The sequence below is a fragment of the Algoriphagus lutimaris genome, from assembly GCF_017051705.1.
Classification (GTDB): Bacteria; Bacteroidota; Bacteroidia; order Cytophagales; family Cyclobacteriaceae; genus Algoriphagus; species Algoriphagus lutimaris.
The window spans coordinates 765,897-789,866 of the sequence record NZ_JAFIDJ010000002.1 but is presented as its reverse complement, the minus strand read 5'-3'; the positions used below and the strand labels follow the sequence as shown (position 1 = coordinate 789,866).

Sequence of the window (23,970 nt, the reverse complement as noted above, 5' to 3'; positions counted from 1 at the left end):
TAATTCAGAATAAAGATTCGTATCCTCTGTAATTAGCTCTTTATGGATTTGATACAATTAAATCAATTACAATTCTTTAAAATACCCTCTGCATCTCTTTCCCCCCAAGTAGGTAAGATATATTCATCCGTAATTTTCATTTTCTCTTTCTTAAATAGCTCTAATCCTAACCTTGCCATACCACATGCTTTTTCTGGTCCTGAACCAAAGAATTGAGACATTCCTAATTCCATTTGGGCCATTAAGGTAACAGCACGAGGGTTTTCACGATCTTGGTTGATTGCCTTACTAAAAAGTTGCATGGCCATAGGGCTCATTTCTTGTCCTCTACTAGCTGGATCCACACTTAGTTTACCCATGATTACGAATCCATGCAGGGCTGTGATTTCAGAATTATCTGGGGATATTTCAGCTGCTTTATTTACCCATTGAAGAGCTTGGTCAAAATATTGATCTTTGTTGACTTCAAATCGGAAAGCTGACATTACATTTGTATATGCAGCATAATACAATGGGAGCCACTCCTCATTTTTTGCTTCTGCGATTCTGATAAAACCATTGGTTACTTGCTGTGCAGTTTCCAAGTTTGGGATAGAATTCATAGCCTGAATTTGCTTTTGCATAGCCGCTTCATAAACAGGGTCCATGGCTTTTACAAAAGTGATCCACATAAATATTAGTGCGAAAGTTAAAATTGACTTTTTCATGATTTTAGTTTTATAAGTTGTTTAGATTATTTGCTGTTTTGTCTTTGGATATAGTCAGGAAGATCCCAAGGAAGAGAAATCTAGGAGCTACCTGTCCGCTTGGTAGAGATTCAAAAACTCCCATTTCATTGGGATTTTGAGTATAGGTATACCCAAAGATATTTTCCCTTCCCAACACATTGCTGCAAGCTAAATGAATGATCAAATTCGGTTTGGGCAGGTAGCTCCATGACAAACTTAAACTTTGATAGCTCTCGGTTTTTGAGTTCATCTCTCCTGGAAAATTTGGGTTGGCGTAGGTATAGCCATCATTCAAAGAAAATGAAGCCCCAAATTGTGAGTTCAGATTTGTAATGAAATGCTTTGCCACTATCGAAAAGTTATGCTTTGGAGCAAAATTCGGTTGAACTTGGTTGGAGTATTGATCAAATTTTCGTTCACTGTCGACAAAACTGTAAGTCACCCAAAAATCTGTGTTTTTGATACTTTTTCTATCCCTATAAAAAAGATCAAATCCCTTTGCATTTCCATATCCACCATTAGTTAGCTGTTGTGGATCCTGTGGATAACCTTCAAAAGTGACCAATCTATCATATGATTTATAAAATAGCTCACTTCGAAATGTAATGCCATTATTTGCATATAAGTAATTTAAAATCAGGTGATTGGAATTTGAATTTTGTAAACTATTTTCTATGACTCTGTAGTTATCCACAGGTAATTGATGAAATTTTCCAGAGGCAAAAGAGATTGTCCCACTTTCGGAAACTTTGTATGCTAATGAAATCCTAGGGTCGAGCCAATATTGATCGGATAGCTGGCTCCTACCTCCTCGAAGGCCCCCTCTTACTATGAAATCTTTGTTGAGATACCAATCCCATTCTGTGAATAGGTAAGCTTCGGTTTCATCAATTTTTCTGCTAAGATTTTTATTGGGAAGTAACTCTTTATAACCATGGAGATACACTTCTATCCCCGTATTGGCAGATAATCGATCAGAAAAATCTTTGGTTGCTGTACTTTTTATGTGTGTAAGGTTACTAATTCGGTGGATCTGTAGACTATCCAAACCGATCTCATCCTTGTTGTGCGAAAGGGCGATACCTGAAAATAGGGTCCAGTTATTTTTAAGAGCTTGTCTATAATTTGTCTGAACATAAGAATAGGAATTGTTGATGTCAGTCAAGATTCCTCTTTCTTCTTTACCAGGTTCTGGCCTCCAAAGAGACATTCCCCCTGATTCTGTTCTAGCTAATACTTTCACTAAGCCATTCTTTTTAATTTTTTGTTGAGCGGCTAATTCCAGATCCCAGCTATGAGGACTTCTTTCCCAATCAAAGTTTTGTTTGATTAGATTTTGATAGGGTTGTAAATCAAAATAATTGGCAGATAAGGTAATGCTGTGTTTTTCGTTTGCGAGTGTGTGGGAATATCCTCCTCCTACAGACATGATGCTAAGATCCCCTTGGTTTCGGATAGCTAAGTCTTTGGTTTTTAAAGCCAAAGCAGAGGATAGTGCTTGGCCGTATTCCGCTGAATAGCCCCCGGTACTGAAGAATGTACCTTTGAATAAGTTCGCATTGAATCGAGTCCTTGTTGGAACATTTGCAGCAGTGGTCCCATAAGCATTTCCCACACGCATACCATCCACATAGATTCCCACTTCACTGGCATCACCACCACGAACAAATAACCTCCCGTCATTTCCTACAGTGCTTGTTCCTGGTAATGTCTGAAATGCTCCCACTACATCCCCCATGGCACTAGGAGTCGTGACGATGTCAATAGGTTTCAAGATAACTGCCTTACTTTCATCGGACGCATCCATTGCTCCTGCAGAAATAGTTACTGCATTCATTTCGGTTATTGCTTCTATTAAGTGGATAGATTCTACTTGTATCTTTTGTTGATTACAATTGATAGACAGTTCCTTGCCTTTGAATCCTAAAAATTGGAAAACAAGGGTTTGCTCACCTTCTAAAGTGGTTTCAAAGACATATTTGCCTTCGATATCACTACTTGCCCCATCAAAGCTTCCTCTAATAAAAATATTTACGCCTGGAAGGGGGATCCCTTTTTCATCTGTGATGATTCCTGATATTTGACTTTGTCCAAATAAGAAACCTATTTGAAGAAAAAAGAGATACGTAAAAAGATATAGCGTTTTCATGTTGGCTTAGATTTAAGCCAAATATGTTTGGTAGAGTCCAGGCTAAAAATTTGATTTGACTGAACCGTAGGAAACCGCTACTGAACTGTATTAAGAAGTGAATGAATTTTTTGGCTTTTATTTGAATCGAGGGGATTTATAATAAAGTCATGATCTACTATAAAGAATGACATTACTTTTTGATCTCCCGATTTAGTTCCCCATTTACAAACTTGATTCAAAGCCTGGCAAGTTTTAAATGAGAGGCCCTTTTAAGGTATCCTATCCACTGGAGTATGGACTTAAATTCGGTGTATGGATTAATTCCTTAAAAAAAACAATAGGCAGAAGTTGCCATTGTTTCAAAAAATATTAGATTAAGTATAAATATTTCAATAATAAATATTGTAAGAGTAGCCTATAGATCGGAATATTTAAATTTTTACTGATTTTAATCAGGAAAGTTAATTCTTTTTATCACGGTCAACCCGAAATGCTTTGTGTAGATTTGAATTAAAACAAAACCACTATATTTTATGGGGCTTCACCGAAATTTTAGCGGATTTTTTGCCACAATCCTATTTTTACTGTTGGCTGTTGAAAGTACGGCTCAGACAAAGTTTTCATTTTCTGAGCTAAAAGAAATGAAAGTTTCAGGCACTTCCACTATTCATGATTGGGAAATGGTAGCTGAGAATGGCGTTAGTGCCACTGCCAGTATGAGCCTGGAAAATGGGCAGTTAAAAGGGATTTTTTGCCTCAAGGTGGAACTGAAAGCCGAAAGTCTGAAAAGTGGAAACAAAGGAATGGATACCAATGCCTACAAAGCTTTGGTAACCGATAAGTATTCCACCATCTCTTTTGAGCTTGTGGGACCTGCCAAAATCAGTGGTAATAAAATTTCAGCTAGTGGCAGAATGACAATTTCAGGCACCTCACAAACTATTCCTATGGTGGTTTTGTATCAGGTGAATGGTACAAAGATTACCTTCTCCGGTACGAAAGAGATCAAATTTACAGACTATAATATAGAGCCTCCCAAAGCTGTTTTTGGTACCATCAAAACTGGAAATGAGCTAACGTTGTCATTCGATATTGCATTGACACAAAAAACTTAATTTACCCCCTATCACACATGAATAGAATTCTACAATTTTCAAAAATTGGAGCAAGCCTTTTGTTGGCACTGTGTTCCATTTCGGTTTTAGCACAAGAGAAAACCCAGCTTGAGTATTTTCGGGAAAATAGCAAGGAAGGGGTGAATGTTTTCGAAACTTCAAAAGAGTCAGAACAGACTTTTGATAAAGTCCGGGTTTTTATCGGGGGTGATTTCGCCTTGCAGTTTCAATCAATAGATCATTCCAATTACTTGGATAATCTAGTGGGTTTAGGGTCGAACATTAACCTTCCTTCAGCCAATCTCAATTTGAATACGCAACTGGCCCGTGGTCTTCGTCTTCATTTACGGGTTTATTTATCTTCCAAACACCATAATGAGGCCTGGGTAAAAGGTGGCTATCTGCAGATGGATCGATTAGACTTTATAAAAGAAGGGTTCTTGGAGGGGATTATGGATTATACTACCCTCACCTTTGGGATGGATGAGTTCAATTATGGTGATGCACATTTCCGAAGATCTGACAATGCCCGAGTTATTTATAACCCGTTTATAGGAAATTACATTATGGATTCTTTCTCTACTGAAGCCTTTGGTGAAGTGACCGTACAAAAAAACGGCTTCTTGGCAGTTGTCGGATTGACCAATGGGAAGTTAAATCAGAGTGTCATTGTCAATGATAACACCAATAACAAGATGTCATTTTATGGTAAACTTGGTTATGATAATTATGTGACTGAGGATCTACGGGTAAGGCTTACTGGATCCTGGTATTTAAATAAGGGAACTACCTCTGGTACCTGGCTTTATGGAGGGGATCGTGCAGGAAGTAGGTATTACCATATATTGGATTTATTGGATGGAACTACCAATGATTTTGAAGGAAGATTCAATCCTAGGTTTAAGCAAATGACTGCTTTGCAGTTTAACCCTTTTATTAAATATAAAGGGCTAGAGTTTTTCGGGATTCTAGAATCCGTAGGAAATTCAGAGGAGCAGGGTGGAGGACAATTCACTCAAATAGCAGGAGAATTGTTGTATCGATTTGGTAAAACAGAGCAGTTTTATTTAGGTGGACGGTACAATACAGTCAAAGGATCCAATAATGAATCTGATCCTGAGGATATAGAAATCAGCCGAGTGAATGTAGGTGGAGGTTGGTTTATGACCAATAATGTGGTTGTTAAATTGGAGTATGTCAATCAAGAATATAAAAATGGTTTTGGCATGGATTCAAAATATTATCAAGCCAAATTCAATGGAATCAATATTGAAGCTGCAATAAGTTTCTAAGGAATTAAGAATAAGGTCAGTTCTGCATTCAAAAGCGGAACTGACTTTATAATTACACGACTATGCCCCTTTTTCAATCCTTCCTAATTTTGATTTGGTCCATTCTTTTAGATGCTTCTCCTAAAGAAGAAGTTATTAATTGGAAAGTCACGAGAGATAGTATGCTAGAGGTTTTGGGGACAACCAATGTTTCCAAATTTACTTGTGAAAATTATGAGTATACAGGTCAGGAATACTTAATTCAGAGGATTCCAAAAGGTCAGGAAGTTGGTCAGTGGAATGGTGAAGTCAAAATCACAAGTAGAAATTTTGATTGTGACAATGAGTTGATGACCAAAGACTTCAAAAAGACGATAGAAGTAGAAAAATTTCCTACTATCTCTGTCAATTTTTTGGGTTTAACAAAAGAATCCGAAACTCCTACTCAGAAAAACCTCATGGGGCAAGTAGAGATTACTATGGTGGGAATTTCTCGAAAATACGACATTTCTTGTGTGTTTTTAGCAAGTGAAAATAATTCTGCCTTGCTTTCGGGAGAGCGAAAAATTCAGCTGTCAGATTTTAATATTGAGCCTCCAGAAAAATTCTTTGGAGCTTTAAAAGTCAGCGACACTATAGCAGTAAATTTTTACCTGGTTTTGGAACGACAAGATTTAATAATTTCTAACTAATGTGATTTTCATTGATTACGATTGGAAACCATTGATGGAAAGAAGGCTACTTGATACAACTATACTCAAAATAAGGAGGCTAATTACTCCTTGCTATTTTTCTTTTTCCCATGTTTTTTCCCTCTTTTATCATTCTTGGAATGAAGCATTAGTTTCTGAGCGGCTTTGATTGGAACGGTAGCCAAGAGTCCATCCTTGGCACTCAGCCAGATTAAATTGATAGGTCCCTTGTATGGGTCTCTAGGAGTGGCGTATGCGAGTTCTTGATAATGTTTATCCCCAGGCTTATTTTGTTTGTGTACTGCTAAATTAGCCAGACCACTTAAGAATCCTTTTTTATGGTGTTCGGGATTCAGCAATTCAATTTTAAAATCTTCATATTCCATCAAAAAATGGTTATCCGAAAATTTGGCATTTGCTTCCATGTTAAGATGAAGCTTATTTAATTTTCCAGAAGTAATGGAGATGCCCGCCAAGTTATTGACTGTTTGATTGAGATTTGTCATATCCATATTTTCTAAAGTAAGGTCAGCTTTCCATTCTCTTTCAAAGTAATTTTCATGGACCTCTAATTTCAACTGGCCTGACCTGTCAAAAATTGCAGTTACCTCCACATAGAGACTGTTTACCCGCTCTACTTCTTCTATGGTAGAAACATTTAAGATCAGTCCATTGACTTCTGATAAATCAATGGTTCCAGGCAGGGTATGTCCATTTCCAATTTCCGAATAGGTTACCGTGGAATTGGTGACCAGTAAGGAATCTACCCTCATTGGAAAGGTCAAGGCCTCCAGCAAATAGGAAAAATCTTGTTTGAGTTCCTTTGGTGGGAAGGGTCTGTTTTTGTCTTTCCCTATCTTAAAATCAACACTATCCAAGGTGATCGATTCTGCAATGATCATTAATGAATCTCCAAATTGGCTTGCTTCACTCAACCCTCTTATGGCAACACTTCCAATGTCAAATTCCATAATTTCCTTTTGTTCGGGTTGATTTTTGGCTTGTTCATACCACTCCTGATCGAGCTCCAAACTGATTTTTTCTAGGTCCATTTGACCTCTGGAAAAATCAAAGGCATAGGATTCAAAACCAAAAACCTGATTTTCTGAAAGCAAGTAGGATAGATTTTTAAGCCCGATTTTCAGTTCTTCCAACTTAAAAGGAATGGCTTTATCTAGCTGAACTGAATCAGTCTCTATGCCACTTGCTAGGATCTCAAGATCATCAAAGGAGCCTATTCTCTGAAGACTATCGTTTTGTTCAAATAAAATGGCTTTCCCTCCAGATAGAGAGAAATTTTTTATCTCACCTCTGGAAATGATATCTCTAAATAGCGTTTGAAATGGTCTAGTGGATTCCACCTGATCTTTTTGAAAATCCGTGCGTATAAGGGTGAATTCTGGGTTTAGAAACCCTAAGTTTTCAATGCTAATTTCTTTGGATCTCAAAAAATTGATGAATCCAATTCCATCTAAATTCGCCCGTTCTACTGAACCTTCTATAATGGTTGGAATGCTATCGACGATCAGGGGGGTGATTTGTAATTGATTTAGTTCAATTCTTCCTTTAAAGATACTAACAGTCAGCTTGTCGTAATTCAGGTCATACTTTCGCTTTGGGTTGGAGTTTAAAGTATTTTGAAATTTCGTTTGAACCCAATACTCCAATACAATAATTGAGGCAAATAGGAAAAGCAGAATGGACCCTATAATTATGACTATTTTTTTCATTAAGAATGACTTAAAAGCTTATCAGTCAATTTAATAAAAAAAAGGCTTTTTAAATAAGCCTAGAGAAACATCCTAAATCAACTAATTTGAATGTCCTAAGAAGTAGAGTTACCATTCCCTACCTACCGGGATCACTTTCCAGTTTTGGTCAATGAATGGGGTTTGCTCATAAAACCAACGGTAGATCTGTCGAGGGGAGGAGGCGAAGTCTTCCTCGCTTTCCAATTTCTCATCAAATCTTTTCTTCAATTCTGGGTCTTTACTCAGCATTTCCTGAATCATCGGTTCCATCACATAGGTTTCCATGTATTCAGTTTGGGATAAAATGGTATTGAAATATCCCCATTGGAAGAAGCTATCCACAGATTCAGGTTCTAAAAGAATGACAGCTAACTCACCTAATGCTTGATCAGTTTTTATTCGTACAGAACCTGGTTGCATCGTTACCCTTTTATAAGCTTTATTCAAGTCAAAGGATTGAAATCTCATTAAACCTTCATAAGGTCTACTCACCATTTTGAAATCATTGACAGCAGAAAACTCTAGGTTTAGTTCTTTGTGCTCTTCCAAGACTTCCATTTCTATCCCATGATTTTCCATTTTTTGTATCACTGCTGACCATTCTACTGGAATCCAATAAGCTTTGGGCACAGGAACAGAGGAGACTGGCTTGTCCATCAATATACTTGGTACTATTTGAGTAGTAGGCTCGCCTTTCCAGTCTACATATTCATTTCCCGTAATCTTAGATTTTACTAATTCGGATTTTACACCTAAAAATTCTACTGAATCTGCCGGGGTATCCCGAAAGCCAAATTTTACAACTACCGTTTCCATAGATTGATCCTTGTCTGAGGCTATAGCCTCTTGAAGTTCCTCAAAATGATTTCCAACAGATTTGATCATTTGTTCCAAAAACACATAGGTTCCCAAAACGCGTTGTTCAAATGGTTTTAAAGAGTGGTTTTCAATTAAAATGGCTGGAAGATGTCGGATATCTCCATAGGTATGGGAAAACCTAGGGCTAAAAGAAAAAGCAATATTCCCCTCTGTAAAATCCTGTCCATTGGCAGCAAAAAGTAAAGGGCCAGGGATATGACCTTGATCTTTCAAAGCCTGATCTACTTCAGGTTTGAATTTTTCAGCCAACCAAGAAGAAATCTTCGGAGAATATCCTCCTGTTTCCACAAAACCGTAGGTTACGTCATATTGATAATCAGCACCATCAGTTACATGGATGTCTACATACAAATCAGGATCATAACTGTTAATCACATGGGTAATGGCTTTAATTCCGGCAGTTTCCAACTTGGTGTAATCCCTGTTTAAATTCAGGTTATTCGCATTGGTTCTCCATCCCATTATTTTAGGACCTCTTTGGTTGACCCTTCCGTATTCGCTTTTCCTTTCATGTCCGTCCACATTCAAGATGGGGATAAACAGCAGGTTAGCGTAGTCCAAAAGCTCCAATTTTTCTCCTACATTGATGTCTCTTAGTAACATCATCCCAGCATCTTTTCCATCAATTTCCCCTGCATGAATTCCTGCCTGGAAAAGAATTAGGGGTTTTTTGGATGTGGATAACTCATGTGCGGTGAAGTCTTGATCTTTAGAGACCATCACCATTTGAATGGCTCTCCCTTGTTCACTTACGCCTATGGAGTTGATCGCAATATAAGGTGAGCTTTCACTTAATTTTTCCAACCAAGCCATCGTTTCCTCATAACTTGGAGATTCAGTAAGTCCTGTTAATTCGCTAGGAGTAACCCAAGGGTCAGAAGGCTCAGCGATCAAAGTTTTACTTTTCCCCTGCCATGGTAGTGACGGAGGAAGGAAATCCTGTGCCGAAGCCTGAATAGAAATAATGCCAATGATTGGCAACAGAAGTGATTTCCTTAAATTTTTCATAACTAGTGATTAAGGCTTAAATATGGTGTAGATCCAGTGAATCTAGTAGGATTAAGATTTCAATGGTTCAATATCCATGTGAATTTTCGTTAGTTAAAGTCGATGTATGCTGGATTTGGGGTTTGGGGAATTGGTGCTGAGGTTTCTTCCCACCAAACTTTCATTTTTTCCAGTAATACTTTTGTAGTATCAGGAAGAGATGTGGATAGATCATTATGTTCAGAAATGTCTGCTTCCAAATCAAACAATTCGACTTCATTATCTTCAAAATAATAGTGCAATTTCCATTTACCTAATCTCATAGCAGTGCCGGGTCTTGTTCTGAACAGTGGATCCCGGGTTTCATTCTGACCATATTGATAGGCCTCCAAATAGATTGGGAAATGCCAAAAGAGGGCTCTTTCCGGAATACTGCCCTCCCCTGTTAATATTGGAAGAAGACTGTTGCCATCCAGTTTTGAGCTTCGATTAGTGACTCCAGCAGCTTCCAAAATAGTGGGATAGATATCTAAATTAGAAATTGGTGTTGAATTGGATGTCCCGGCAGAGATTTTCCCTTCCCAAATAAAGAAGAAAGGTACTCGAATTCCCCCTTCATAATAACTGCCTTTACCAGATCTCAAAGGTTGTTGACTGGTAATGCCTTTCAGTCCTCCATTGTCAGAGATAAAAATGATCAGAGTGTTTTCCAATTGATGATTGGTTTTAAGATTGTGGATAAGTAACCCAATATTTCGGTCTAAGTTATCCACCATGCTGGCATAATCGGCATTTTCTTGGCCTAGTGTAGAAGATTTATGTTGGTACTTTTCCACTAAAGAATTTACCGGCTGAATAGGGGTATGTACTGCATAAGGTGAATAATACAAAAAGAAAGGAGATTGGGTTTGACTAAGCTGCTCCAAGGTTTTTGCCATGATGGCATCCGTTAAATAGGTTCCATTTCCGTCCAATTCGACATTTCCATAAGGAGGGTAATAGCTTCTAGGATGACCATTATGTCCTCCTCCAATATTTACATCAAATCCATAATCCAGTGGGGAGTCGCTTAAATGCCATTTGCCTGCATGAATGGTTTGATATCCAACTCGACGCAAGGATTGTGGAATCAGCTCATGAGCAGAAGAGATGGTGGTAGTGTTTGGTGTGGGGATAATTTTTCGATCTTTGGACTTTCCTCTTTCGGAAGTTCCGACGGTATACACTCCATGTCGTGGCGACCAAAGTCCACTCATCATGGATGCCCTACTGGGAGCACAATTTGCTGCAGAGGCATATCCCTGGGTAAATATCATTCCGACTTTTGCCAAGCTATCTATGGTGGGAGTTTCGTAAAAATCACTCCCCATAAAGCCTACATCTCTCCATCCCATATCATCAATATTGATTAAAATGATGTTGGGTTGCTTTTGTGCAGAAATAATGGAGAACGTAAAAAAGCAGCAAATTGAGAAAATGACTCTTTTCATGAAGAAGAATTTAAAACTGAAGCTAGTCATTCAAATACTTTCTGGCAAACTCTATGAAATATGCCCAATTGGGACCTTCTGTGTGTCCACCATCATGTTGTCTAAATACTAAATCTCCATTGAGGAGGCCTACATTGGTACCAGGATATTGAGCGGTATCCAAGCCCTTTTTTCCAAGCAATTCATATACAGGGCTTGCTGCTACTGCTGTCTTGAACATCCCTACTGCATCGATCCAATGACCTTCAACCTTGGGATCTCCACTTGAAATAAATACGGGTCTTGGAGCACATAAAGCAAGCATTTCATGAGCATCGATGGGTAAATCCATAGGAGTCAACAGGCCCGCATATTTGATGAAATTAGGCGTAAACCAATGATATTCTCCCGAGGAGGCTAAATTTTCCACCTGTTCTCCATACACTCTTCGAAATATTTTGGTTCCTCCAGCACCTGAAGAAGCAATAAAACCAATGGCAAATCTAGGTTCGTCCACCATCGCTACTAAGGCTGCTTTGCCATATCTGGAAAGCCCTTCAATACCTACTTTTTTGGCATTGACCAATGGGTCAGTTTCAAAATAATCCAATGCCCTGCTGGCCCCCCATCCCCAAGCTCTCAGGGTTCCCCAATCGTCTAGTTTCCGAGGCTGGCCTTTATTGACCAATCCGATAATTCCTTCCCTTAAACCTGCTCCATTGTCAGCCTGAAAACTGGTAGGGATCAACATGGCAAAACCCCATCCTTCAGAAAGAAGTTGCTCTTGCCAAGTAGGTCCTTCTGGCTTGGGTCTTTGCATACTGGCAGGCCAAATCCAACTAAATTGCATGATCAGTGGGACTGGACTTTTGCTTTCTAAAGGGGTAGCCATCCGCATCTCGATTGCCACTTGGATCTCGGGATAAGAAGAGTTATCCACATGGCCAATTAACTTCTTATACCTGGCATTTACTTCACCAAAAAGACTGTCTTTTTCTTCCACAATTTCCCATTTAACTCCTGGGATATGCTCAGGCATCCGACCATATACTTCAGAATCAAAATGTTCTTTGAGTTCTTTTTTCCTCTTCTCCCAGTCCTTTTTGGAATTGACCTTGGCTCCATTGTCAAAGAAGAGAGGATTCGGCAATTCCTTGTAGGGAGTAGCTTTGGACTCATCTGAATTTGCAGCATTAGGAGCGCTCGGATTTCCGGATGGGCCTGGTCGCAATTCTTTAATCCCCAATCTCTCCATCATCAATTGATGGTCTTCCTTACTTAGTTTTGCTATGCTATCTCGAGCTTGCTGTGACTGTTGGGCAACTGCGGATAAGTGAGCACCTATGAAAAAACAGGAAAGTAAAAGGATAAAATTTCTCATAGGTATTGGTATTGGGTAAATTGTAGACAGTCAAATTACAAAAATGCCGAGGCTATTGTATGAATAGGCCTAGCATTAAAGGCATAAGGATTTTTAGGGCCTTTTAACTTTTTGTCCTGATACATCAATTCATAGTACTCTTTAGCCAATCGATCACTTTCAAAGTTTTCCACTACTTCTCTCATGCCATTCTGAACGATATTTCTCCAGGTAGTAGGGTCATCATAATAGGTGGGAACGATTTCTTTCTCAAGTACCTGAAATAGATTTTGCAAATCGAAATCATCCTGTTCAGGGATATTCATCTTTTTATAATCTGCCGTGGGGACAATAAAGCTATTCTCTCCATGCTTAGCGAATTCACGAATCCATCCATCGAAGGTGCTAAAATTTACAGCTCCGTTCATAGCTGCGGTCATACCGGAAGTCCCACTTGCTTCTCTAGGTACTCTAGGATTGTTGAGCCAGATATCAGAAGCTTGTTTCAATCTTTTACTTAGTGCCAGTTCATACCCCACACAGACTGCTACATTGGGATACTTCTTACTCAGATGAACCAATTGATTGAATACTGAAATTGCTCCGTCATCCATAGGGTAGGGTTTTCCCGCCCAGATAAATTGTACCGGTTTTGTAGCGTTGTTAATCAGTTTTTCAAAACGTTTTAAGTCTCTAGTCAACAAGTCAGGTCGTTTATAACTGGCGAATCTTCGAGCCCAAACGATCGTCAAGATAGATGGATCCAAGAGTTTGCCAGTCTGGTCTGCTACGATTTCAAAAGCGCGTTTTTTTAGGAAATATTTCCTATCGTCAAACCGATCCACATCCTTTTCATCCAAGTATTTATACAGCTGTTTGTCGGCCCAGTAGTGATAGTTTTGGGAATTGGTGATGGAGGTGATTTCTGGAATGCCCTCGTAATTTCGCCACATGTGTCTGCTGACCTCTCCATGTAGTTTGCTGACGCCATTGGCTTTCCTTGCAAATCGAAATGCAGCTAAGCTATGGTTAAATAAGTCTCCTGACATTCCGGTCAATGATCTTACTTCGGAAAGTGAGAATCCGTTGAAATACCCCATTTTTTCGCAGAGGTAAATATCATGTTTTTCATTTCCGGCTTCTTCTGGTGTATGGGAGGTGAATACCAAATGCTTTTTCACTGCCGATTTGTTTCCGAATTTTCTCATCAGGTGAAATACGGCACTGACCCCATGTGCTTCATTCAAATGATACACATCAGGATTAAAATTAAGTTCATCTAATAACTTGGCTCCTCCCAGTCCAAGGAGCATAAATTGGGCAATTTTACCTGCCACATCCGAATCATAAAGTTTGTGAGAAATGGTTTGACTCAAATAGTCATTTTCCGGTAAGTCCGTACTTAATAGAAATAAAGGGGCGCTTCCAAATGTTTCAGGTGGTAAATAAAAGGCTTTGACCCATACAGGAGCACTGTGTACCTCTATTTGGAATTTGATTCCCGTGTCAACCAAGAAGCTGTAGGTTTTTTCATACCATTCTGGCTTGAGCGTCTGGTCCTGATTTCTTCCCTGATCGTAATAGCCATATTTCCATAAAATACCTATACCGATGAGGTTTTGCCTTAGACCATAAGCACTTCGTAAATGGGATCCAGACAAAAAACCCAATCCACCAGAATAAATTTTGAGAGGCTGATGGATCGCAAATTCCATTGAAAAGTAGGCGACTTTTTCTGAATAAGCGACAGCAGGTTGATAAGGAATGGAAAAGTTGCGAAAGGCGGTCATATGTTGGAGATTGTTCTTTCTAATTTAATGATTATCCATAGCTCTAAGGTGTTTAAAAATAAAAACCGGGTGGTTTTTCAACACCCGGTTTCACCTTAAGCTTCTAAGGCTGTCCTTCCCCGTTTATCTGGATTATTTTTTAAGGAACTTACATCATTCAATATCATGGTTTCTCCACCTTCTGCTGTATATTCTTTCCAATTAGGCAAAGCACCAGCGTTTGGATTTCCTGTTTTCATAAATGCCAAAAGCGAAGCCGACATGGCTTTAGAGAGTTTTCTTGGTCTGTCACCACCACCGGTATGTGTATACATACGATCAGTATTGTCAAACCAAAAACAAATATCGATGCAGTGGAAGGCTTTCATTCTTCCACTGTAGAGGTCTGGTTCCCATCCAAACCAAGCTAGATATACAGGTGCTTTTTGTTTGGATTTTGCATTAGCAGTATTGATGGCCCCTTGTCTGTTAGATAGTATCATGGCCCAAATATCTGCCGGTGATGCTTCCGGGAAATCTTGGCTGTAGGCATCCACGATTTTTTGGGAATTGTCTCCAAATCTTGGTTGGATCTTTTCCACAACCCCTGCCCAGTCGATTTTTTCGAGTTCTGGAGAAGTTCTTGTAGGGTTCCATTCATGAAATGTGGTACAGATCAGCATTGGAATGTCTGAAGCCAATCCATTTGGATCCGAAAAAAATTCTCCTTTAGGGATATTAACGCCATCAGCCACTGGCCCAAAGCCACCTCTAAACCCAGGAGTTGGATGATCTTTTCTCATTTTTTCCAAAGCCTTATTGGCAATGTCAATGTATTCTCTCCAGTTTAATTCCTGTAGCTTGTCAATAGAATCAGGAGTAAGCCCAGCTTCTTTCATCACGTATTCCCCTAGTTTTCTGGAATACTCCTGGTCATTGGCACGGAGCATGGAGCCACTCAATGGGACTCCCTTGTGAACCAATCCTTTTGCTGCAGGCATGGACATGGTGGCCGTTACTTTTGCCCCACCTCCAGATTGTCCCATGATGGTCACGTTACCTGGATCTCCACCGAAATTGGCGATGTTATCTCTTACCCATTCCAATGATGCGATGATATCTAATTGGCTGACATTACCTGAGTGGGCATATTTTGAGCCTCCTACACCTGAGAGATCGGTAAAACCAATCGGACCTAAACGATGATTAATGGAAACAAAAACGATGTCTCCGTTTTTGCTGATATTTTCTCCATGATACCCATCTTGCTCGATACCATTTCCGTTGGTAAAACCTCCTCCATGTAACCAAACTAATACAGGTCTTTTTTTAGTATCCAATGCGGGAGTCCAAATATTCAATTTGAGACAATCCTCACTGACATCGTCATAATTCCAATGATCTGCAAAGGAGTAATCAGGGCTGGCATAACGATTATCCATAATTTGCGGAGCAGTATTTCCCCACCAAATAGTTGGCTTGACCCCTGTCCATTTTTCGGGTTTTTGTGGAGGCATAAAGCGGTTTTTCCCTGAAGTGTCTGCGCCATAAGGAACGCCAAGAAAAGTGTAAACATTATTGAGGATGTAACCTCTGATTTTTCCTGAATCGGTATTGGCTACAGCGATGTCATCCCCGATTTGAAGAAATTGACCGGAAGGTGCTTCATGTGGAGGATTTGGGGTATTAGCATTGGAGGCAAAAGGGACCGTAGCAGCCAAGCCAAGGCCTGCGGTTCCTACCCCCACTTTCTTAAAGAATTCCCGTCTTTGGTTTTTCATAATTTTGGGTCTAATGGTAATGGTTTGAAATTCAATAAAATATAGGTTTCTATTTTTAGTAATCTCAAATTAATCAGGAATTCTTAATGAAGAATTATTTAAGTGGACAAATATTGTTTCAAATTGAAATAATAGAGCAATAGCAATAAAAAAACCGACCACTTTTCAGCAGTCGGTCTTCCTGTTTTCAAATTTATCTTTATTGGCCTACCATAAAAATAGCATTACTCAATACTAGTTTTCCTGATTCCCAGAAGCCTCTGAAAATTGGATCATCTACAAAATAGACGAGTTGTCCTCTTCCTACTCTTTCTGTACCGATAGCCATGGATTCTCCCATTTTGGATTTGATTTTAAAGCCGATATATCCAGTTCGGTATGCATCGTTGTTGGCGATAATTCCAGCATTTACACCGCGGGTTAAGTAGGCATACCTACTAGAATTGTTTTTCAAGGTAAAGTATTTTCCCCCTGTACCATATCCCAGAGGATGTGTCTCATCCATGGTAACTTCATAGATAGCACCAGCAGCTCCACCAGAAATTGCCACTCGTTCACCTTCTTGGTAAGGTGCAAGCCGCTCTTCTTTTGCTAATTCAGTAGATTCTTTTTCTGCGGCTTTCTTTTCTTCTTCGGTATCAAATGTCTTTAGCTCGAACCCTTCTTTATTGGCAAATACGTTCAACGCACCATCAATGGCTATTAATTTTCCTCCACCTCGAACCCATTCCAAGACATTGTCCATAGCAGGTTTGGACAAACCTCCTCCTCTGGTAGAAGGCATGATCAACACATCGTATTTATGAAGATCGTATCTGGCCATATTTTCCAACTCAAGATTTACTAAAGGATAATTCAGTTCTTTTTCAAAAAAGTGCCAGATCGCTCCATAATTCAAGGAACTGGTTCCGGATCCGCCAATCAAGGCTACATTTGGTGCTTGGATAATTCTGATATTTGGTGAACCAAAGTCCTTACCTTTGTCCATGTATCCACTCATGGTGGTTTCTAATGTTATTCCAAATTTATTGGCGATCTCTACTACCTTTTGATCAAAATTCGGAACATATTCATTTCCTCCTTTGGTGATCAATAAGGATCCGGCAGGGAAGCTTTTTCCTTCTACTTCAAATGGAAACTCGGGATACTTAACTCGGATTCCAGCATTTAACAACTCAGCCAAGAAAGCCACATCTCTAGTCCCTTCCCATGCGGCCATGTAAGCCACAGGAGTTTTTCCTACTGTATTGGCAGTGAATTCAGGAGCTTCGTATTCTCCAGTTGGATCTAATCTTGTTTCTATTGCATAAGCTTCCAGTCCATAGGCATAAGGTAAAGCCCAACTGGTAATGTCATAGGTAATGCTATCGTGTAAAGCAGGATTGGGTTCGAAGAAAACCTGCGCCAATACAGATTTGGGTTGGTAGGCACTGATGATGATATCTTCGTCAGAGGTAGCAAATGAACCACTCTTACCAGTCTGGTATTCATATCCTTTGAGGCCGGACTTAGAACCTGCCTTGCCATATCTGATTCCATTCTTATCTAACAATTCCAATAATTTGGCTACTTGTGCAGGGTTGCTTTTTCCTTTGATGACAAAGCTCTTATACTTACCCTTTGGATTGGTAGAGTTATCCTCATAGAATTTGGCATATTCCGAAAGCAATTTTTGAGCGTTCTGGCTGGTAACTTCTGCAGCTGACATCGCAGCTGTATAATGCCCCGCAATCCTATAACTCAAAGTCACTGTATCACCTACAGAATTGTAACCTCCTATACCTGCTTGACCGCCACCGCCTTGCTCGATGGTCATCCCGATAGCACCATTGAACATTGGGTAGGAATCCCCATAAGATGGGTAAAGCAAGTCAAAACGCTCCTTGGTGAAGTAAAATCTTCCAGCCTCGTCAAAGTATTTTGCCGTATTTCTTCCAAAGGTATCCTGGAACTCATGTTGCCAAGGAGTCAATTGCTCATGCAAAGGTTCCGCAGCAGGCGCCATGTAGAATGGATTATTGATTCCTTGCTCATGGAAATCCAAATGCAACTGAGGCATCCACTGTTGATAGATTTTCAATCTTGCCTGAGATTCCACCTGTACTTGCCATGCCCAATCCCTGTTTAGGTCAAAGAGGTAATGGTTGGCACGACCTCCTGGCCATGGTTCATTATGTTCTACAGATTGCAAATCAGGCTGAAGCCGAGTATTCATTTTTTGGTTGTACCACATGGCATATCGATCTCTTCCGTCAGGGTTGATGGCCGGGTCGATGATGACGATCTGGTTTTGTAACCATTCCTGTGATTTAGCATTTTCTGGGTTTGCTAAGGTATAGAATGAGGAAATGGCGGCTTCCATTCCTACAGATTCATTGCCATGTACATTAAAAGACATCCAATTGATTGGGATAGCAGTGGAAGGAGTTCCTTCCATAATACCAGCTCTTTTGAGGTTGTCCGTACGGATTTGCTCCAGATTCGCCATGTTTTCCGGGCTGGAAAGAATCGCGATGATCAACGGGCGTTTTTCGTTCGTTTCCCCATATTGAATCAATTTGACATTTGGATTGTTGGCAGCGACATGCTCAAAATAATCCACCATTCGATGATGGGGGGTAAATCGATCACCAGGCTTATAACCTAAAAATTGCTCTGGAGTCTGAATTTGAGCCCAAGAGCAAATAGTGATCGAAAAAACGAATAATGAGAGAAGTATATTTTTTTTCATAGAGTTTGTTAAAGAATGATGCCTTGAAGTTAAAAGGAATTGTCTTTTCCATTCACACCGATCAAAAAAAACTCCCAGGAGTCTTTGGTTTCAATGAAATCAATGGTTTTATCAGCTCAAATTGATTCATGTGAAGATAGGCCCCTTCTAATGTGACAAAAGTTCCTGTGGAGGGGTTTAGAAATGTTGACATTTGTCATAGAAATTAAAAAAAGAAAGCGATATGTATTTTCAACACGTATATGACAAGACCCTGGCGCAAGCCAGTTATTTCATTGGATGTCAAGCCAAAGGAGAGGCAATTGTAATTGATCCTCAGCGAGACATGGATGTTTATTTGGCAATTGCCAAGCAGAATAATATGAAGATTACTCATATTACTGAAACCCACATCCACGCAGACTTCTTGAGTGGAGCACGCGAATTGGCTGCAGTAACAGGTGCTAAAATGTATCTTTCCGATGAAGGGCCTGCTGAATGGCAGTACGAATTCCCACATGAAGGATTAAAGCATGGAGATAAAATCAAGGTAGGTAACTTGACTTTAGAGGTATTGCACACACCAGGCCATACGCCAGAAAGTATCAGTTTCTTGTTAACCGATCACCCTGCTACAGATAAACCTGTGATGGTATTCACCGGAGACTTTGTCTTTGTGGGAGATGTCGGAAGACCGGATTTATTGGAAAAAGCCGCAGGTATCGTAGGTACCCAGGAAAAAGGTGCCAAGCAAATGTATGAGTCCATCCAGCGATTTGCGGAGCTCCCTGATTATGTACAGGTATGGCCAGGTCATGGAGCAGGTTCTGCCTGTGGAAAAGCCTTAGGCTCTGTTCCAAGTTCTACTGTAGGATATGAAAAAGTAAGAAACTGGGCATTCCAATTTGCAACTGATGAGAATGGTTTCATTGATTACTTGTTGGATGGTCAACCAGAGCCACCAAAGTATTTTGCGATGATGAAACACCTCAATAAGGTAGATAGACCTTTGTTGGTGGAAGTTCCAAAGCATCCAAAATTATCAAAAGAACAATTTCTATCCGCTTACCAAGATGGGTTGAAAGTTATAGATACTAGAAACAAAGTGGACTTTGCCAAAGGGTTCTTACCTGGCAGCATCAATATCCAAGGAAATAACTCCTTTGCAACTTGGGCAGGTTGGTTGTTGAACTATCAGGAGCAGTTTATTCTGGTGGCAGAAGAGAGCCAAATGGAAGATTTGACTAGAAAATTGATGCGAATCGGTTTGGATAACATCTATGGATTTGTGGAATCTGTAGAGGATTTGGGAATTGAACTTCAGAGCTCAGAGGTGATTGGATTGGAAGAGTTCAAGTCCATGGTAGGCAAAGAGGATGTCCAAATTGTGGATGTAAGGAATACCACAGAGTTTAAGCAAGGACATGTGAAAGGAGCAGAGCACGTATTTGTGGGAACTCTTGTAGATAACTTGGAAAAAATCAACAAGGATAAGCAAGTGGTTATCCATTGTCAAAGTGGAGATCGGGCGGCAATTGCTTACTCTCTTCTTAGAAGAAATGGATTTGAAAATGTGAAAAACTATTCCGTAGGAATGAAGGAATGGAAAGAGACTGGACAGGAAACTGTCACCAATGAATTAGTAAACATTTAAAGAAAATAAATATGGGTTTTTTCTCAGCAATATTCGGAACGAAGGACAACACGAAATTAGTGGAAGCCATCAAGGATGGGGCATTTCTAGTGGATGTAAGAACTCCAGGAGAGTTTGCTTCGGGTAGTGTCAAAGGAGCGGTTAATATTCCTTTGGATAGAATTGGAAACCAATTGGCACAATTTAAAAACAAAAAGCACGTAGTAGTGTTTTGTAGAAGTGGAAACCGAAGCGGACAAGCTCAAGGTATTTTAAATCATCATGGGATTCCAAATGTCATTGATGGTGGTACCGTGGGTAATGTCAAAGAGTGTGTAGGTTAAAAAGGTTTGGGTTAAATGAAAAGAGAGTCAATGTTGACTCTCTTTTTTTTTGGTAATGACTGAAACATTTTGAAAGTTTTTGAAGTAAATTAAATTCACAAAAATTTGAATCAACATTGAAAAAAGCGGGTGTAGCTCAGTTGGTAGAGCGTCAGCTTCCCAAGCTGAAGGCCGTGAGTTCGAGACTCATTACCCGCTCAAAGAAAGAGCCATTCCATTTCGGAGTGGCTCTTTCTTTGAATTTTATGGGATGCAAAATCTAGACAACTGCGTTGCTTAAGCAGCACCCAATACTAACTGCGCTAAATTTCCTAATTATAGGTCCAATAAAGGAAACCTTTGAATTTTTCAAAAACTCGAAGGGTTAAACAAAAGCCTCTCGCAAATACTTCGCGGTATAGTTGTTTTGTTCCTTCATCATCTCCTCTGGAGTGCCTTCAAAGGTCAAATGTCCACCTTTGTTCCCTCCTTCTGGGCCTAAATCTATTACCCAATCTGCTGATTTGATTACCTCGGTATTATGCTCGATGATAATGACAGAATGCCCTTGATCAATCAAGGCATTGATGGAATGAAGTAATTTTTTGATGTCATGAAAATGTAGGCCAGTAGTCGGCTCATCAAAAATAAAGAGGATGTGCTCATTTGATTTACTCCCACCCTTCCCTAAAAAGGATGCCAGTTTCACACGTTGGGCCTCTCCACCAGATAAGGTGTTGGAGCTTTGTCCCATCCCTATATAGCCTAGACCTACCTCCTGAAGTGGAAGTAGTTTGTTGACAATTTGGGTTTTGCCTTGGAAGAACTCAATGGCCTCATCAATGGTCATGTCCAGCACTTCGGCAATGTCTTTATCCTTGTACTTCACATCCAGGATTTCATTTTTGAAGCGTTTTCCTTTGCAGGATTCGCAGGTCAGGTGAATATCTGCCATAAACTGCATTTCTACCGTAGTAGTGCCTTCACCAGCACAGGCCTCACATCTTCCTCCATCCACATTGAAGGAGAAAAAGGCAGGTTTGTAGCCTCTTTGTTTAGAAATGGCTTGTTCCGAATACAGGGAACGAATGGCATCATATGCCTTTACATAGGTTACCGGATTAGACCTAGAAGATTTACCAATGGGGTTTTGATCCACGAATTCGATTTGGGAAACAGATCTATAGTCCCCATCAATCTTATCATACTTCCCACTTTCATCGATTACAGTACCCAGCATTTTACCTAAAGCAGGGTACAAGACCTTTTTCACCAAGGTAGATTTTCCAGAACCGGAAACACCAGTTACCACGGTCAAAGTATTCAATGGGAATTTTACCGTCAGGTTTTTTAGGTTATTCTCTTTTGCGCCTTTGACGATAATGCTGTCTTTCCATTTTCTATTGCCCTCCTTCTCGAAAATCAATTCTTCTCCACGCAGGTATTTAGCCGTATATGTTTGGGCGGATGCCATCAAGTCTTGGATAGGTCCTTGAAACAACAATTCCCCTCCGTTGACACCCGCATCCGGACCAATATCGATGATCTGGTCTGCGGCTTTCATTACTTTCTCCTCATGTTCCACCACAATGACGGTATTACCTAAATCACGCAGGGATTTTAAGACACCAATCAACCGATCGGTGTCCCTAGGATGAAGACCAATACTCGGTTCATCCAAAATATACATGGAACCCACCAAAGCAGATCCCAAAGAAGTCGCCAATTTGATTCGTTGGTATTCTCCACCAGAAAGGGTGGAGGTTAGTCGGTTCAAAGTCAAATAGCCCAATCCAACTTGATCCATGTACTCCAATCGACTTTGAATTTCTTTTAGTAGGCGGTTGGCGATTTTTGCCTGATGGGATGGTAAATCCAATTTCTGGAAAAATGGCAAGGCTTCATCAATAGGCATCAATACCAAGTCAATAATGGATTTTCCATTAATCTTTACATAAGAAGCATCCTTTCGAAGGCGTGTTCCCTGGCAATCTGGACAGGTTGTTCTTCCGCGGAATCGTGAAAGCATTACACGGTACTGGATTTTGTGGGTTTTGGATTCCAGGTCTTTGAAGAAGGCATCCAATCCCTTGAAATATTTGTTTCCTTTCCAGATCAGGTTTTGCTCCTTTTCTGTCAGTTCACTATACGATCTGTGGATGGGGAAATCAAATTCAATTCCTTTTTTTAGCAATGGCTCTAACCAACTTCTGGAGGTTTCTCCTCTCCATGGTGCAATGGCTCCTTCAAACACCGACATTTCTTTGTCTGGAATCACCAAGTCAGGATCTATTCCTAACACATTGCCAAATCCTTCACAGGTTCTGCAAGCCCCATAAGGGTTATTGAATGAGAAAAAATTGACTGAGGGAATTTCGAATGACATTCCATCCAGCTCGAAACGATCCGAAAAAGTACGGGTCTCTTTTCCTGGAATTGTGATTTTACAGTCTCCATGTCCTTCAAATAATGCCGTTTGAACGGAATCTGCTAATCGGAATTGATTGTCTTCATCATTCTGGATTACAGAAGCCCGATCAATTAAAATTTCATAGGTTCCCTTGGGTACACTTTTCTCTCCCAATAAGTCTTCTACAAAGTATACCGTTTCATCTATCAAAATCCGTGTATATCCTTTTTGAAGTAAAAGCTCCAGTTCTTGCTCGATTTTTCTACCTCTTTGAATCTGAAGCGGGCAGGAAATCATGACCTTGGTACCTTCTTCAAAAGATTGGATGTAATCTACGATGTCAGTTACCGTATGGTGTTTTACTTCATTTCCGGATATGGGAGAAATGGTTTTTCCGACTCTGGAGAAAAGTAACTTGAGGTAATCGTAGATTTCAGTAGTCGTTCCAACAGTTGATCGAGGGTTTTTGGTGTTGACTTTTTGTTGGATCGCTATGGCCGGAGCTACACCTTTGATGTATTCTACATCGGGTTTTTCCATCCTTCCCAAAAATTGCCGTGCATAGGAAGAAAGGCTTTCCACATACATGCGTTGTCCTTCAGCAAAAAGTGTATCGAAGGCCAGAGAAGATTTACCTGAACCCGATAGTCCGGTCACGACAATCAATTTATTTCGTGGAATGGCGACACTTAGACTTTTTAAGTTATTGACCCTCGCATTTTTTATGATGATAAAATTCTTAGGGTCAAAAGAATCAATGTCTATTTTGGAGGATAATGTGCTCAAAGTCATAGCTGGCAAAGATACAAAGGCAAATCCTTTTTTGTTTGGGAATAGGAAGAGTTTAAAATTTTCTCAGGTGAGGTGGAGTAAATAATGATTTTTGCAAATATTATTATTGTCCATTTTACATGATTATTGGAGTAATTTTTTTAATTAAATTCAAAAATGTTTGTACTTT

15 protein-coding genes and 1 tRNA gene are annotated in these 23,970 nt (G+C 39.8%); 6 read left to right on the top strand and 10 right to left on the bottom strand.

What is annotated here, in order from left to right; translation table 11 throughout:
* Window positions 1–62 precede the first annotated feature (62 nt).
* Together JYB62_RS13985 and JYB62_RS13980 are read right to left on the bottom strand one after the other, a co-directional pair.
* On the bottom strand, window positions 63–707 hold the full coding sequence (locus JYB62_RS13985) for a tetratricopeptide repeat protein (RefSeq protein WP_205646041.1): 645 nt from the start codon (window positions 705–707) through the stop codon (window positions 63–65).
* Between the two features lie 10 nt (window positions 708–717).
* Complete coding sequence (locus JYB62_RS13980; RefSeq protein WP_205646040.1) at window positions 718–2,877, bottom strand: TonB-dependent receptor; 2,160 nt, start codon at window positions 2,875–2,877, stop codon at window positions 718–720.
* 515 nt (window positions 2,878–3,392) lie between these two features.
* Between JYB62_RS13980 and JYB62_RS13975 the strand changes: the two genes are divergently transcribed.
* From JYB62_RS13975 to JYB62_RS13965, 3 genes are all read left to right on the top strand, one after another.
* The gene (locus JYB62_RS13975; RefSeq protein WP_205646039.1) at window positions 3,393–3,974 is read left to right on the top strand and encodes a YceI family protein; all 582 of its coding nucleotides are present in this window, start codon (window positions 3,393–3,395) and stop codon (window positions 3,972–3,974) included.
* A gap of 17 nt (window positions 3,975–3,991) precedes the next feature.
* Entirely contained in the window at window positions 3,992–5,266 is a 1,275-nt protein-coding gene (locus JYB62_RS13970; protein WP_205646038.1) for a hypothetical protein, read from the top strand.
* A gap of 62 nt (window positions 5,267–5,328) precedes the next feature.
* The gene (locus tag JYB62_RS13965) at window positions 5,329–5,937 is read left to right on the top strand and encodes a YceI family protein (protein WP_205646037.1); all 609 of its coding nucleotides are present in this window, start codon (window positions 5,329–5,331) and stop codon (window positions 5,935–5,937) included.
* 83 nt (window positions 5,938–6,020) lie between these two features.
* On the opposite strand, the gene JYB62_RS13960 is transcribed toward JYB62_RS13965, so the two are convergent.
* From JYB62_RS13960 to JYB62_RS13930, 7 genes are all read right to left on the bottom strand, one after another.
* A complete protein-coding gene (locus JYB62_RS13960; RefSeq protein WP_205646036.1) occupies window positions 6,021–7,667 on the bottom strand; it encodes a DUF748 domain-containing protein in 1,647 nt (548 codons plus the stop codon).
* Between the two features lie 108 nt (window positions 7,668–7,775).
* A complete protein-coding gene (locus JYB62_RS13955; RefSeq protein ID WP_205646035.1) occupies window positions 7,776–9,575 on the bottom strand; it encodes a M14 family metallopeptidase in 1,800 nt (599 codons plus the stop codon).
* Window positions 9,576–9,664: 89 nt separating this feature from the next.
* Window positions 9,665–11,044, bottom strand: coding sequence for a sulfatase (locus JYB62_RS13950; RefSeq protein WP_205646034.1), 1,380 nt, complete (start codon window positions 11,042–11,044; stop codon window positions 9,665–9,667).
* Window positions 11,045–11,066: 22 nt separating this feature from the next.
* Window positions 11,067–12,404: a glucuronyl esterase domain-containing protein gene (locus JYB62_RS13945; protein ID WP_205646033.1), complete on the bottom strand. Its 1,338-nt coding sequence runs from the start codon at window positions 12,402–12,404 to the stop codon at window positions 11,067–11,069.
* Between the two features lie 35 nt (window positions 12,405–12,439).
* Complete coding sequence (glgP, locus tag JYB62_RS13940) at window positions 12,440–14,173, bottom strand: alpha-glucan family phosphorylase (RefSeq protein WP_205646032.1); 1,734 nt, start codon at window positions 14,171–14,173, stop codon at window positions 12,440–12,442.
* Window positions 14,174–14,268: 95 nt separating this feature from the next.
* A complete protein-coding gene (locus tag JYB62_RS13935; RefSeq protein ID WP_205646031.1) occupies window positions 14,269–15,933 on the bottom strand; it encodes a carboxylesterase/lipase family protein in 1,665 nt (554 codons plus the stop codon).
* 199 nt (window positions 15,934–16,132) lie between these two features.
* Window positions 16,133–18,664: a M14 family metallopeptidase gene (locus JYB62_RS13930; protein WP_205646030.1), complete on the bottom strand. Its 2,532-nt coding sequence runs from the start codon at window positions 18,662–18,664 to the stop codon at window positions 16,133–16,135.
* Between the two features lie 223 nt (window positions 18,665–18,887).
* Here JYB62_RS13930 and JYB62_RS13925 point away from each other — a divergent pair, with 223 nt between their 5' ends.
* The 3 genes from JYB62_RS13925 (at window position 18,888) to JYB62_RS13915 (ending at window position 20,818) form a co-directional block, all read left to right on the top strand.
* Entirely contained in the window at window positions 18,888–20,297 is a 1,410-nt protein-coding gene (locus JYB62_RS13925; protein ID WP_205646029.1) for an MBL fold metallo-hydrolase, read from the top strand.
* A gap of 11 nt (window positions 20,298–20,308) precedes the next feature.
* Entirely contained in the window at window positions 20,309–20,620 is a 312-nt protein-coding gene (locus JYB62_RS13920) for a rhodanese-like domain-containing protein (RefSeq protein WP_205646028.1), read from the top strand.
* Between the two features lie 125 nt (window positions 20,621–20,745).
* Window positions 20,746–20,818, top strand: a tRNA-Gly gene (locus JYB62_RS13915).
* Window positions 20,819–20,984: 166 nt separating this feature from the next.
* On the opposite strand, the gene uvrA is transcribed toward JYB62_RS13915, so the two are convergent.
* Window positions 20,985–23,801, bottom strand: a complete 2,817-nt coding sequence (uvrA, locus tag JYB62_RS13910; RefSeq protein ID WP_205646027.1) for an excinuclease ABC subunit UvrA — start codon at window positions 23,799–23,801, stop codon at window positions 20,985–20,987.
* Window positions 23,802–23,970: the final 169 nt, after the last annotated feature.

Bases quoted from the DNA above. Each gene is read 5' to 3' on its own strand.
- JYB62_RS13985 (WP_205646041.1), bottom strand. From the start codon at position 707: ATGAAAAAGTCAATTTTAACTTTCGCACTAATATTTATGTGGATCACT.
- JYB62_RS13980 (WP_205646040.1), bottom strand. From the start codon at position 2,877: ATGAAAACGCTATATCTTTTTACGTATCTCTTTTTTCTTCAAATAGGT.
- JYB62_RS13975 (WP_205646039.1), top strand. From the start codon at position 3,393: ATGGGGCTTCACCGAAATTTTAGCGGATTTTTTGCCACAATCCTATTT.
- JYB62_RS13970 (WP_205646038.1), top strand. From the start codon at position 3,992: ATGAATAGAATTCTACAATTTTCAAAAATTGGAGCAAGCCTTTTGTTG.
- JYB62_RS13965 (WP_205646037.1), top strand. From the start codon at position 5,329: ATGCCCCTTTTTCAATCCTTCCTAATTTTGATTTGGTCCATTCTTTTA.
- JYB62_RS13960 (WP_205646036.1), bottom strand. From the start codon at position 7,667: ATGAAAAAAATAGTCATAATTATAGGGTCCATTCTGCTTTTCCTATTT.
- JYB62_RS13955 (WP_205646035.1), bottom strand. From the start codon at position 9,575: ATGAAAAATTTAAGGAAATCACTTCTGTTGCCAATCATTGGCATTATT.
- JYB62_RS13950 (WP_205646034.1), bottom strand. From the start codon at position 11,044: ATGAAAAGAGTCATTTTCTCAATTTGCTGCTTTTTTACGTTCTCCATT.
- JYB62_RS13945 (WP_205646033.1), bottom strand. From the start codon at position 12,404: ATGAGAAATTTTATCCTTTTACTTTCCTGTTTTTTCATAGGTGCTCAC.
- glgP (WP_205646032.1), bottom strand. From the start codon at position 14,173: ATGACCGCCTTTCGCAACTTTTCCATTCCTTATCAACCTGCTGTCGCT.
- JYB62_RS13935 (WP_205646031.1), bottom strand. From the start codon at position 15,933: ATGAAAAACCAAAGACGGGAATTCTTTAAGAAAGTGGGGGTAGGAACC.
- JYB62_RS13930 (WP_205646030.1), bottom strand. From the start codon at position 18,664: ATGAAAAAAAATATACTTCTCTCATTATTCGTTTTTTCGATCACTATT.
- JYB62_RS13925 (WP_205646029.1), top strand. From the start codon at position 18,888: ATGTATTTTCAACACGTATATGACAAGACCCTGGCGCAAGCCAGTTAT.
- JYB62_RS13920 (WP_205646028.1), top strand. From the start codon at position 20,309: ATGGGTTTTTTCTCAGCAATATTCGGAACGAAGGACAACACGAAATTA.
- uvrA (WP_205646027.1), bottom strand. From the start codon at position 23,801: ATGACTTTGAGCACATTATCCTCCAAAATAGACATTGATTCTTTTGAC.